10 protein-coding genes are annotated in these 12,098 nt (G+C 59.3%); 4 read left to right on the top strand and 6 right to left on the bottom strand.

The window, feature by feature from the left end; all coding sequences use genetic code 11:
- Nucleotides 1-35 precede the first annotated feature (35 nt).
- Nucleotides 36-1,409: a sigma-54-dependent transcriptional regulator gene (locus VK574_RS05270; protein WP_472798760.1), complete on the top strand. Its 1,374-nt coding sequence runs from the start codon at nt 36-38 to the stop codon at nt 1,407-1,409.
- The gene (locus tag VK574_RS05265) at nt 1,399-2,736 is read left to right on the top strand and encodes a sensor histidine kinase (protein WP_472798759.1); all 1,338 of its coding nucleotides are present in this window, start codon (nt 1,399-1,401) and stop codon (nt 2,734-2,736) included. Before VK574_RS05270 ends, VK574_RS05265 begins: the two co-directional genes overlap by 11 nt.
- A 9-nt stretch (nt 2,737-2,745) precedes the next feature.
- Here the strand turns inward: VK574_RS05265 and VK574_RS05260 are convergent, their stop codons facing one another.
- The 6 genes from VK574_RS05260 to VK574_RS05235 all read right to left on the bottom strand — a co-directional run bounded on the left by VK574_RS05260 (nt 2,746) and on the right by VK574_RS05235 (nt 10,410).
- The gene (locus tag VK574_RS05260) at nt 2,746-5,658 is read right to left on the bottom strand and encodes a ligand-binding sensor domain-containing diguanylate cyclase (protein ID WP_472798758.1); all 2,913 of its coding nucleotides are present in this window, start codon (nt 5,656-5,658) and stop codon (nt 2,746-2,748) included.
- A gap of 281 nt (nt 5,659-5,939) precedes the next feature.
- Nucleotides 5,940-7,235 (bottom strand): tRNA dihydrouridine synthase, encoded by a 1,296-nt coding sequence (locus VK574_RS05255; protein WP_472798757.1) that lies wholly within the window; start codon nt 7,233-7,235, stop codon nt 5,940-5,942.
- Nucleotides 7,236-7,250: 15 nt separating this feature from the next.
- The gene (locus tag VK574_RS05250) at nt 7,251-7,586 is read right to left on the bottom strand and encodes a hypothetical protein (protein ID WP_472798756.1); all 336 of its coding nucleotides are present in this window, start codon (nt 7,584-7,586) and stop codon (nt 7,251-7,253) included.
- A 106-nt stretch (nt 7,587-7,692) separates the two neighbouring features.
- Entirely contained in the window at nt 7,693-7,920 is a 228-nt protein-coding gene (gene rpmE, locus VK574_RS05245) for a 50S ribosomal protein L31 (RefSeq protein ID WP_472798755.1), read from the bottom strand.
- Nucleotides 7,921-7,991: 71 nt separating this feature from the next.
- Entirely contained in the window at nt 7,992-9,287 is a 1,296-nt protein-coding gene (locus tag VK574_RS05240; RefSeq protein WP_472798754.1) for a cation:proton antiporter, read from the bottom strand.
- Nucleotides 9,288-9,600: 313 nt separating this feature from the next.
- Nucleotides 9,601-10,410: an SGNH/GDSL hydrolase family protein gene (locus VK574_RS05235; RefSeq protein WP_472798753.1), complete on the bottom strand. Its 810-nt coding sequence runs from the start codon at nt 10,408-10,410 to the stop codon at nt 9,601-9,603.
- A 163-nt stretch (nt 10,411-10,573) separates the two neighbouring features.
- Here VK574_RS05235 and VK574_RS05230 point away from each other — a divergent pair, with 163 nt between their 5' ends.
- Both VK574_RS05230 and VK574_RS05225 read left to right on the top strand, forming a co-directional pair.
- Nucleotides 10,574-11,332, top strand: a complete 759-nt coding sequence (locus VK574_RS05230) for an ATP-binding protein (RefSeq protein ID WP_472798752.1) — start codon at nt 10,574-10,576, stop codon at nt 11,330-11,332.
- A gap of 46 nt (nt 11,333-11,378) precedes the next feature.
- Nucleotides 11,379-11,987 (top strand): thymidine kinase, encoded by a 609-nt coding sequence (locus VK574_RS05225; RefSeq protein WP_472798751.1) that lies wholly within the window; start codon nt 11,379-11,381, stop codon nt 11,985-11,987.
- The last annotated feature ends 111 nt before the right edge of the window (nt 11,988-12,098 follow it).

Raw genomic sequence — 12,098 nt, 5'->3', positions numbered from 1 at the left:
AAAAACCGGCGTGGTAGAGGCGGACAACCATTAAAATGGCCGACTCAAGAAAGAACGAAAGAATCCGGGTTCTAGTTGCCGACGATCAACCGCACATCCTCGAGGCTGTGGAACTGCTGCTGGAGCCGCAGGGCATTCATGTGGACTGTGTGCGCTCGCCGCAACTGCTCCTTGAGGCGCTCGGCCAGGCGGACTACGATGTCCTGCTCATTGACCTCAACTACACCCGCGACACCACCTCCGGCAAGGAAGGCCTCGATCTGCTCGCTCGTCTGCAGGAGGTCGATCCGCGCATGCCGGTTATCGTCATGACGGCCTGGGGCAACATCGACCTCGCCGTCGAAAGCATCAAGCGCGGGGCCCGAGACTTCATCCAGAAACCCTGGGAAAACGAGCGCCTCATCTCGCTGATTCGCGTTCACGCTGAATTGCACCAGGCCCTTCGCCGTGCACGCCAGCTCGAACTTGAAAACCGGCTCCTGCGTGCTGAAGGCATGCCCGACTTCGTGGCCGGCGCGCCCTCCATGCAGCCCGTGCTCGAACTCATAGGCCAGGTGGGTCCATCTGACGCCAATGTCCTCATTACCGGTGAACATGGCACCGGCAAGGAGATCGTCTCCAAGCTCCTGCACGCCGCATCACCGCGATCCCGCATGGCCCTCGTCGCCGTTAATGCCGGCGGATTGCCGGAAGGCACATTTGAAAGCGAGATCTTCGGCCACGTCAAAGGCGCTTTCACCGACGCGCGTTCTGACCGCGTAGGGCGTTTCGAATTGGCCAACGGCGGCACCCTCTTTCTCGACGAAATCGCCAACGTCCCGCTGCGCCAGCAGGCCAAGCTCCTGCGTGTTCTCGAAACGGGCGAGCTTGAGCGGGTCGGCTCCTCCCAAACGCGGCGGGTCGATGTGCGCGTGTTGTCCGCTACCAACGCCAACCTGCCTGAAGAAGCCAAGGCGGGAAATTTTCGCGAAGACCTGCTCTTCCGCATCAATACGGTGGAGATCCATATCCCGGCCCTCCGCGAACGTCGCGAAGACATCCCGCTGCTTGCCGTGCACTTCCTCAATCGCAACCGCTCACGTTATCGGAAGCAGGTCACCGGCTTCTCACCCGCCGCAATGCAACAGATGATGCAATATCAATGGCCCGGCAACGTGCGCGAACTCGAACACACTGTGGAACGCGCCGTGTTGTTGTGTCGCGGTGAAGAAATTGAGCCGGCTAATCTCGCCATTGCTTCCGCAAAATCATCGGCAACCAATTTTGAGAACATGAGTATCGATGAAGTTGAGGCTTTGCTGATTCGCAAGGTCCTCCGCCGCTGCGACGGCAACATATCGCAGGCCTCTGAGGCTCTCGGTCTCAGCCGGGCAGCGCTCTACCGCCGCATCGAAAAATATGGCTTATGAACGGCACAGGCGGAAGCGCAAGCCCTCGGCACTCCGCCGGGCGTGGCTATTCTGTTTTTTGCTTGCATTGCCAACCTTCCTCTTCGCCGGCATCCTGCTCTGGCAACAGCATGTAACCACCGCTCCTGCTCTGCTGCTTCTGCTTTGCATCTTCATCTATCTCTTGCTCATTGCGGCCGCACTCATCGAAGGCCTCATGCGCCCGTTGCAGACTCTCTCCAACGTTGTCTCGTCCCTGCGGGAAGGGGATTACTCGTTTCGCGCCCGTGGCGCAAATTCACGAGACGCCCTCGGAGAGCTGGCTGGGGAAATCAACGCCCTCGCCGACCTTCTGCAGAAGCAGCGCGTGCGCTCGCTCGAAGCCACCGCCCTTCTTGCTCGCATTCTCGAAGTCATGCACGCGCCGCTCTTCGCCTTCGATCGCGAGGACCTCCTCCAACTAGTGAACAACGCCGGTGCGCAGCTTCTTGGCCGCCCTCTGGCGCGATGCTTCGGCCACAGCGCGCGAGAACTTGCGCTCGACAATCTTCTCGCCTCCGCCGACCAGACCGTTCACTCCTTCGGCACCAAGCCCTCCCGCTGGCTTCTTCGCAAGGCGCTCTTCCGCCAGGATGGCGCACCGCACACTCTTCTGTTGCTTGCCGATGTCAGCCAGCCTTTGCAGGAAGAAGAACAGATCGCGTGGAAACGCCTGATTCGTGTTCTCGGCCACGAGCTATCCAACTCGCTCGCGCCCATCAAGTCCATCGCCGGAAGCCTCCTGGCGCGTGCCGAGAGTATCGGCGGAGATGACGCCACAATTCGCGACTTCCGCCGCGGCCTGAGTGTAGTTGAGAGCCGCGCTGACGCCCTGCATCGTTTCGTGCAGTCCTATCGCCTGCTTGCACAATTACCGCCGCCGCATTTCAAGCCGGTGCAGACAGGCCCGCTACTCGAACGGGTTGCGCTCCTCGAGCAGCGCGTGCCCGTCCGCCTCGATCCTGGCCCGCCCGTCATGCTCAATGCCGATCCCGATCAGCTCGAACAGATGTTCATCAATCTGCTCACCAACGCGGTCGACGCCTCATTGGCAAACGGCGCCAAGCCGGTTCGCATCGGATGGCGCATCGCAGAATCGGATATCGTTGTCGGCATTGAAGACAGCGGCCTCGGCATCGCCAATACTGAGAATCTTTTTGTCCCGTTCTATACCACCAAACCCAAAGGCAGCGGTGTCGGGCTCGCGCTCGCGCAGCAAATCGCCCGCGCTCATGGCGGCGAAATCCGACTTGTAAATCGTGAGGATGGACCCGGGGCCCGGGCCATTATTCATCTGCCCCTCGGCTGATTGATTGCTTTATCCCGCGGCTGAAATGGATACCACCGTCGACTTGATCTCCGTCGCCACTACGCAATTGCGTCCCGCATTCTTGGCGCGATAGAGAGCCGCATCGGCAATCTGGATCATCTCTTCGTAATTCGTCGGATATCCAGCCGCAACACCGAAACTTGCCGTCACCGAATATGGATTGTCGCTCTCGCCAAGTCGCGTTGCTTCCACCGTGGCGCGCATATGTTCCGCCCTGGCACGCGCCGCCTCAAAGTCCGATCCCGGCAGAATCAGCAGAAATTCCTCGCCGCCATAGCGGCCTACCCAGTCGTAACTCCGTACCGCGCGCTGGAAGATCGCGCCTGTTTCGCGCAGCGTGAGGTCGCCCACCACATGGCCCATTGCATCATTGATGCGCTTGAAATAATCCAGGTCCACCAGAATGATGCTCAGCGGCGATCCATCGCGTTGCGAGCGATCTACTTCGCCACGCAACCTTTCGACGATGATGCGGTGATTCCACAAGCCTGTCAGCCCGTCGTGCTCCGCAAAATGCCGCATCTGCTCGCGGGTCCGCACCAACTCTGTCTTCTCGCGCTCCAGGTCCTGCGTGCGCCCTTTCACCGCGTCTTCAAGCTGCCGCTTCTGCCGCATCAGTTGGCCCACGCGTCGGCGCCATGCCCACACCGCCAGCACCAGGACCATAGTGCCCAATTCCCACTTGATGTACTTGTCCTGCCACCACAGCGGAAGGATCGTAAACGAGAACGAAGCAACCGGCGAGACAGCGCTGCCGGCCGCATTTACTGCCTCGACCTCAAAGCGATAGTAGCCTGGCTCAAGATGGCGATAGTGCAGCGTCATCTCTCGCGTGTCCTCCCATACGGAGTCCTGTTCCCCGATGAGACGGTAACGAATACCGATGTCCTGCGTATCCTTGAACGACAACAGCGCCATCGAAATCGTCAGTTGGTTGGAACTCCACTTTACTGAACCGCCATCCCCGACCGGCACGGCGCCCAGCATCACTTGCGAAATGGCGGGTGGCGGCGGCGATCCTGCCAGTGCATCCTGCGGCGCGATCAGGTGGCTCAACCCGCCCGATGTGCCGATCCATATGCTTCCGTCCCGATCCTCGGTCATCGCGAAGCTGTCGGTGTCGTTCCAGATCAACCCATCGTCCTGCGTAAAGCTCCGCCAGCGATGTCCATCGAACACCGTGACGCCAGCGTCTTCGCCCACCCACAACCACCCGCGATGATCCACCACTAGCGAGACAATCTCTTCCGACATGAGCGGTGGACGTCCAATATGGTCCGCCTGCACCACTTTGTATCCGTTCACATGCAGCCGCATCAGGTCCTGCGAGGGACCTGCCGCCCAGATATCGCCGCTCCAGTCCACAGCAATGAGGTCAGGCCTGGCTCCCGACGTGCCCGGATCGATCGCGTGCCAGCCTTTATCATCGTGCTTGAAAAGGCCCTGGTCCGAAGTCACCCAGAGGTTTCCCGACTGATCCTTGCTCATGTCTGTGAAGCGAAGCGTAGCCTTCGGGAACGCCCGATCGATCACCGGATGAGGGGTGCGGTCAGCTCCACTCGGATCCAGCTGAAACATCCCGCTCGCCGTGGCAATCCACATGCAATGCGGTCCATCCGAAATTAGGCGATACACCGCCGGCAGTGTCACTTGCTTGCCCACCAGTGACTTCTGATCAATTCTGGTCAGGCTCCCCGCCATGCTGCCCATCCAGATCGCTCCATCCGCGGTTACCTCGAGCGATCCCGCGCGCGCCACTTGTACTCCCGGTGAATGCCAGATCTTGGGAGCATTTCCGCCTGCCGGAATCCAGTCCAGTCCCGACTCCGTGCCGATCCACAGTCTTCCCTGGTGATCGCGTTCAATCGCCCACACCAGGTTGTCGCTTAATCCGTCGGCTTGTGTATATCCCTCCCATCGGTCTTCGCCTACCCAGCGCAAAAGCCCGTGGCCCACGACACCCATCCAGATCGAACCTTCGCGATCCACAAACAGTTCCTGCACTTCAAACGGCGACAGGCCGTTGTGGTCTGTGACCAGCCGCCAGTGGTCCTTCTCCCATAGCGCCAACTCAGATCCCTGGGCGGTCAGAATGCGGCCCTGCCCATCTTCAGCAAGCGTCGGATATGCCTCAGATGTTTGCTCTCCCGGCAGATCGCGCACGTAAGCGCGGCTGCCGTCGGGCAGCATCTCCACAACATGCTGATTGCTGCGCAGCCAGATGTGCCCGTTGCGCGCCACCATCATCGTCAGCCACTGCTCGTCCGGCAGTTCCAGCGTTGCGCGCATTTGCGTCGTTTGCCCGCCATTCAACCGGCAAAGATCCTTCTCGCAGCCGTACCACAACGAACCGTCGGGTCCGTAGAGCACGCTCCACACAAATCCGCCCTTGAGGTCCAGGGGTACGGCAACCCAGTTGTCGGTGCCGCGTCGTTTCAACAACACTGCGTGGCTGCTCGACGCCGTTACAACTTCGTCCGGTCGGTTCGACGTAAACGTTGTACCCGTCGGGTGCGTGAATTCGTTCAGAGGATAGGGAAGCTGGACCGAAGAGAATTTTCCGTCCTTGCGCTCAAAATAAACGCCTGCCGACGTTCCCACCCAGAGGGTTCCATCAGGGCCGATATACACGTTGTCGATGATGCGATCGGGAATTCCCTCGGCGGCGCCGTAGCGCTGAAACTGGCTGCCGTCATAACGGTAGAGCCCGTTCTGCGTTCCCATCCAAAGGTAGCCAATCCGGTCCTGCTGGATTGAGGTGATGTTGGGATTTCCAAGACCCTGGATATATTCGCGAAAACTGTACCGCTGAGCCGACGAAGTCGCACAAATCGAGCCGAGCGCCACGACCGCGACGATCGCGCGCAACAGCAAACTGCTCGATTTGGATCTCCGATTCATCAAGGTCGGTCTTTCTCGGCGCTTGGAATGGTGAAATCGGGGGAATTGCTTCAGCGAAGACCTGCAAACAATCAACCAAAGCCAAACTTCGATCTCGAATTCCGATCTCTGGCTCGTCAGTAACCCAAATATAGCCGTGGGCTATCTCTGCGAACATGCCACTTTGGTCTAAGTTGTTGTAAGACAAAGGTGCTGAAGTAACTTCTGGAGGTTACCAGCGCGCTGAGTCAAGAACGGACATAGCCATCAGCCCTAACAGAATGATTCTGCCCGCGATGTCATCAATCGCACACCAGCTCGGACTCGGGGAAGGCTCCCGAACCCGTGCCTTCGGTAACGTCCGCAGCCACTGGCTGGGCGGTGAAGAAGGCGTTCACCTGCTCTAAGACTTCCAATCCGGTCTTCGCCTGGTAGATCGCCTTGCGGAGCCGGCCGCCGCCCATCACTCCGTGCGTGAACCAGGTGGCAAACTGCTTCATCTTGCCTGCCGTCTCCCCCAGACGCGCGTCGCGCGGCAGCTCCTTCGTTGCTTCCGCCTCGGCCAGCAGCATTTCAAAGTAGGCCCGAATCATGTGGTGCCTGTCGGCAAATGTCGGCTGATCGTAGCGGCCCGTTGCCGTATATTGCGCAATTTGCCTGAAGATCCAGGGATTCGCCGCCGCCGAGCGGCCGATCATCACCGCGTCGCACCCTGTCTGGGCCACCATCGCTGCCGCATCCTCAGGTGTGCGGATATCGCCATTGCCGACGACGGGAATTCCCACCGCCTGTTTGATGGCAGCAATCCACTCCCACCGCGCCTGCCCGCTATATCCCTGCTCCCGTGTTCGCGCATGCAGCGCCACGGCATTCAGCCCTTCGGCCTCGGCCATCCGCGCCAGCTCCACGCACACAATCGCCGCATCGTTCCACCCCATGCGGAACTTCACCGTGAAGGGAATCGTCACCGACTTCCGCACCGCTTGAAAGATCTCGCCAATCTTCGGCAGATCGCGCAGCAAACCCGATCCGCCGTTGCACCCGACTACCCGTTTCGCCGGGCAACCAAGATTCAGATCGACCGTGTCGAACCCCGTGTCCTCAACGATCCGTGCGGCTTCCGCCAGCGTCGCCGCATTCGAGCCGAATAACTGCGCCCCGATCGGATGCTCATCGTCATAAAAAGTCAGATATCTCCGGCGTTTCGACTCTCTCATCCGGGAAAGCCCGTCTGCCGAAGTAAACTCCGTCATCAGCAGCCCGCACCCCGACTGCGCATTCGTGACTTCCGCCTCGATCTCCGAAGAACTCGGTGCCCCAGAGCCCGCCCTGAGTTTGTCGAAGGGGCTGGTTTCTGAGCCCTGGGTGGGATTTTCAGAAGGGTTTACCGACTCCGCAGGAGCAGAAAACAAGCTGGCATGCCGGATAAACCGCCGAAAAACGGTATCCGTAACCCCAGCCATTGGTGCCAAAACCGTCGCTGGAGAAACCAGAACCGGCCCAATCCGCATCTCCGCCGGCACACGAACGCCTTCGGGCATCGCATGCTCCCTTGGATTGTCCCAGTCCTTCTTAACCGTGAATCCCTTGCCAGCCATGTGGTTATTTCCTGTTCAACTCGGCAATTCCGCCACTTGATAGAAAAAAGGTTTGCCGCGAGAGTCAGGCTTCCAGCCTGCCGCCATCGCTTCCCGAATATGGCCCTCTACCTTCGCCGCTACGATCGTCGGCCTGGGAGGCAGCGTCCGGATCAAACCGATCTTTTGGGCTAGAACGGCAGGATACTCCAGATAAAGTTCCCGACGTGCAGCCTCTACAACTCTCACATGAATCGAAATGCCCTTCCACCCGTCCGAAGTGAACTCCTGCTGTTCACGGTGCAGGCGCCAAATCAGCGGGAAACCGTCGATCGTTACCGCAGCTTGAACCGATCGTTTGGCGCGTGGCATAACTGATCACTTTCAAAACGTAAGACAAGTCATTGCTACAAATGCACCTGACGCAACAGGGCCTCCGCCGTGGCGGAGGCCCGATCTCACAGCCGTCGCTCCAGGCCTACTTTGCCGGAGACGTCTCGGCAGCCTTGGCGTACTTGCGCCGGAACCGCTCGACACGTCCTGCCGTGTCCACCAGACGCTGTTTGCCGGTGAAAAACGGGTGGCAGTTCGAGCAGATTTCCACGTGAATGTCGCCCTTGTGGGTCGAACGGGTCTCAAAGTTGTTTCCGCAGGCGCACATCACGCGCACCGCAGCATAGTTGGGATGAATCTTTTCCTTGGGCATCGCTAAAGACAGACCTTTCCTGCAATCTTCCCTATCTATTGTATTGAGATTCAGCAGGTAGCGCAAACGATTCAAGCAGTGGCAGATGGCCTTTCCGGGGCGGTATCGAGGCTCGGTGCGCTCTTTACAGGACTTAGCAACGGCCAGCCCTTGCGCAGCACGTAGTCCAGCCAGGCCCCCGCGATCTGTGAAGTCAGCACCGCCGCCACCACCAATGTCGTGTAGAACTGTGAGCTGATAATCCCCGCGTCGAATGCCACGCTAGCCAGCACGATCCCCGGGCCTCCGCGAGCGTTGGTCGTAATTGCCAGGTTGATCAGGTCAAGTCCGCGGAACCCAGCAAATCGCCCCGCCAGCGAAACCGAAAGAATCTTGATGGCGCACGTGCCAAGTATGAATACCGCCATCATGCCCCACGAAACACCCCGGATCAGGTCGAGCTTCAATCCGACAATCGCAAAGTAGACAGGCACGAAGACCGCGAAGGATACCTTACCGATCGAGTCCAGGGCCTCCGCAAACAGCCGGCGCTTCTTGTGGACTACAGCAAACCCCGCCAGGAATGCCGCAAACACGAGGCTTACACCCAGTGCCCCGGCAAGCGCGCAATATGCGAGCAGGACAGCTACCGCATATCCAATGGGGCTGGATTTGGCCAGAATGTTGAATTCAGCCTTGTTAATGCGCTTCACAATACGCGGCACCACCGTGAGTCCGAGCCCGAAAAATGCAACGGTGAGTGCGAGATGTGTAAACATCCGCTTCGGATCAAGAGCTTGCTTTCCCGCCGCAGCTGTTGCTATCGCTAATGCCAGCCACAGAACAATGTCCTCAAGAACCGCAACGCCGAGCACCAATCTTGCGAATCGCGTGTGAAGGATCCTCAAATCGCTGAAGATTTTCGAGACCACCGGCACTGACGTGACGGCAACGCCCACGGCAAGAATGATGATGAGCGAAACCTTGTTCCCGTTTGGACCTTCCAGCGACGGTCGAATCAGTGCGGGTCCGAAGACCAGTCCGATGACGAACGGCAGCCCCGTACCGACAATCGTCAGCCACCCAACTTCGCGCCGCTCCTCGCGGGTGAACAACTGCTGCGTCTCGGCGCCACTCAGGAACATGAGCAGCAACAAACCCAGCCAGTAGATGAAGTCGAGCACATCACTTTTGTGCATCGCACTTCCCACAACTCCGGCAAAAAAAGGCAGCCTCCCCAGCAGCGCCGGCCCTAGCACAACCCCCGCCAGGATCTCGCCAATCACCTTCGGCTGGCGCAGTTTCACAAACAATGCGCCAAGCAATTGCGCGAGCCCTACTAGCAGGAGCAAAACAAAAAGTACTGAGGTGAGAGAAGAATTGGACACGTATCTATGTGCTCATGGGTTGTGATGCTCATTCTGGCCCATGATTTGCATCAGGTTCTGGGGCAATTCACTCTTCTGGATGCCTGCTCTACTGGGTCGAATACTGCAATCAGAGAAAAAGCACGTCGAGTCGGAACCGGGCGCCGTCCGCGACACAGGCCTCATCGCAAGCCCGCAAAAGGTGGGAGCACTATCTGCGGACTGGGTGCCCTAGGTCTCGCGTCTGAGACCTGGGGTTCTCACTTGAGGCAGGCGATTCTCAGGTCAGACAACCGACAACCCGGAACCGAAGACTGACAACTGGCAACTGGTCTTACCGCCCCTTCAACGCTTTCGCAATCCCCGCCTCCACGAGGGGCGCCATGATGTCATATCCGGCCGGCAGGGGATGCACCCCGTCGTGACTCAGATTCGCCGGCAATCCATCCCGGTCATCCTTCATTGCCGAGTGATAGTCGACGTACACATACTTGTGCTCAGCCGCATATTTCTGGATCCAGCCATTGATCTCGTCGATCTTTGGCGCAGGCGTCAGCCCAGGCTGCCAGGGATAGTCAAACGCCGGCAGAATCGAACACAACACAACCCGAATATGATTCCCATCGGCCATCTCCGCCATCGCCGCGATATTCGCTTCGGTCTCTTGCAACGTCATCGGCCCCGTGTTCCCTGCAATATCATTCGTCCCAGCCAGAATCACCACGACCTTCGGCTGCAGCGCGATCACGTCCTGGTGGAAACGCAGTACCATCTGCGGCGTCGTCTGCCCGCTGATACCGCGATTGACATAGGGCTTCGCGGCAAACGCGCCGCCCGGTGCATCAAAATGCCAACCCTCGGTGATCGAGTCGCCCATGAACACGGCGCGCTTTTCCCCTGCCGCCGGCGGCCCCAATTTAAAATCAGCCTCCTTGAAGCGCTCCAGCCACGGAAAGTCGGTGAGCAATTGCTGGTCATGCTTGCGCCAGTAATCGTTGTCAGGATGCTTCGGCGCAACCTGCGTCGGTGCCGGCGCCTTCGTCTCCGGAACATTCCCAGGCTCCTGCCCTGCAACACCAACCGAACAAATTCCTGAACCAACAGCAAGAAATCCAACAGCGACGCCAAACGAAATCCGATTCAAAGCGACACACCCTTCCAGATGAACTCAATTCACGAGAAATCCCATCTTAACGCTGCAAAACGGTCTCGGATACGCTTCCGGGTCCAGAGCGCATTTTCCACCAGCCGCACGCCTTTCCCACCGCAACGCGCACGCCCCGATTGCGCTAGGCTTGATAGAGCACATGAGCGAATGTCCCATCTGTAACGGCGTAGGTTTGGTCCGCGTTATTTCCGAAGGCGGCCTGTGGGTATCCCGCGCCTGCGAGTGCCAGGAGGCCGATCGCGAAGAGCGTCGCCTCGCCGCCGCGCGCATCCCCGAGCGCTACCGCCAATACACGCTTGACGGCTACGAAACTGCCTTTCGCGGGGCCGATCAATCGCTGAGCCGAGCGCATCTCACCGCGCGCAAATTCGTCGACGCCTACCCCGTCGACACCGCCGGCAAGGGCCTGCTCTTCACCGGCTCCATCGGCGTCGGCAAGACGCATCTCGCCGTCGGCGTGCTTCGTCGTCTCATTCAGGAGAAGGGTTGCAAAGGCCTCTTCTGCGACTACCGCGAGTTGCTCAAGAACATCCAGAACAGCTACAACTCCCAGGTCAATACCACCGAACTCGAGCTGCTCAAGCCCGTCTTCGCTGCTGAAGTGCTCGTGCTCGACGACCTCGGCGCGCAAAAGCCCAACGAGTGGGTATGGGACACAGTCGCCCTCATTCTCAACACCCGCTACAACGACAAGCAGACCACGATCATCACCACCAACTATCCCGATTTGGCTGCGGGAAGCGGTGCCAAGTCCGACGTTGAGCGCGCCGCCCGCGAGCAAACCCTCGGCGACCGCATCGGCGACCGCATGCGATCGCGCCTCGCCGAGATGTGCGTCAAAGTCGAGGTCACCGGCGAAGACTTCCGGCAGACCGTCAAGCGCGCCCGCTTCGGCTGATTAATTTCGCCAGCAGCAACGCAGACATCCTCACCCGGAAAATAACATGCCTGGCAAACTCGAAATGATCGTCGGACCGATGCGGAGCAACAAGACCGCCGAACTCCTGCGTCGCATCGAGATTCGCCGCCAATACGCCAAGCAGTGCGTGCTGCTGCTCAAGCCCAGTGCCGACACCAAGTCCGCTGTCGGGGTCATCGAGAGCCGTAACCCCAGCGGCTGCGGAAAAATGGAAGCCATCGAATTTCCCAACTCCGATCCCTGGTCCATTCTCCCCATCCTCGCGGAGACGGAGCAGAGCATTGGCAAGCGCGTCGAATGCATCGCCATCGACGAAGGCCAGTTCGTCGCCGATCTCTTCCTCTTTACCAAGCGCATGCTGCAGCAGGGCCATGACGTCATCGTCTCCGGCCTCGAGCTCGACTTTCGCGGCATGCCCTTTGGCGAAATGCTTCAGCTCTCCTGGCTCGTCCGCATCTACGCCGGTAACCTTACCGAGCTCGTCGCCTACTGCAGCTGCGGAGCCAAGGCACTCTATCCCCAGCGCCTCGTCGACGGCAAGGCCGCTGCATACGCAAGCCCCATCATCATGGCCGGCGACTTCTACGAGCCCCGCTGCGACGAACACTTCGTCCTCCCCGGCCGCCCCCACTAGCGCCGCGAGGATTGCTCTTCTCGATGTCTACGCAGGGATAGCGGTGTTCAGGCGATTGCAATTGCTCCTTATGTTTTTGGTAACGGGATGCCGTCTTCCAAGCGAGTCGAT

The sequence above is a fragment of the Occallatibacter sp. genome (assembly GCF_035317045.1).
Lineage (GTDB): Bacteria > Acidobacteriota > Terriglobia > Terriglobales > Acidobacteriaceae > Telmatobacter.
Note: the sequence above shows the minus strand (reverse complement) of the source record. Positions and strands in the feature narration are given on the sequence as shown.

What these genes read in the sequence shown, in the direction of transcription:
- VK574_RS05225 (WP_472798751.1), top strand. Translation starts at nt 11,379, where the DNA reads ATGCCTGGCAAACTCGAAATGATCGTCGGACCGATGCGGAGCAACAAG.
- rpmE (WP_472798755.1), bottom strand. Translation starts at nt 7,920, where the DNA reads ATGCCCAAGGAAAAGATTCATCCCAACTATGCTGCGGTGCGCGTGATG.
- VK574_RS05260 (WP_472798758.1), bottom strand. Translation starts at nt 5,658, where the DNA reads ATGAATCGGAGATCCAAATCGAGCAGTTTGCTGTTGCGCGCGATCGTC.
- VK574_RS05250 (WP_472798756.1), bottom strand. Translation starts at nt 7,586, where the DNA reads ATGCCACGCGCCAAACGATCGGTTCAAGCTGCGGTAACGATCGACGGT.
- VK574_RS05270 (WP_472798760.1), top strand. Translation starts at nt 36, where the DNA reads ATGGCCGACTCAAGAAAGAACGAAAGAATCCGGGTTCTAGTTGCCGAC.
- VK574_RS05255 (WP_472798757.1), bottom strand. Translation starts at nt 7,235, where the DNA reads ATGGCTGGCAAGGGATTCACGGTTAAGAAGGACTGGGACAATCCAAGG.
- VK574_RS05230 (WP_472798752.1), top strand. Translation starts at nt 10,574, where the DNA reads ATGAGCGAATGTCCCATCTGTAACGGCGTAGGTTTGGTCCGCGTTATT.
- VK574_RS05265 (WP_472798759.1), top strand. Translation starts at nt 1,399, where the DNA reads ATGGCTTATGAACGGCACAGGCGGAAGCGCAAGCCCTCGGCACTCCGC.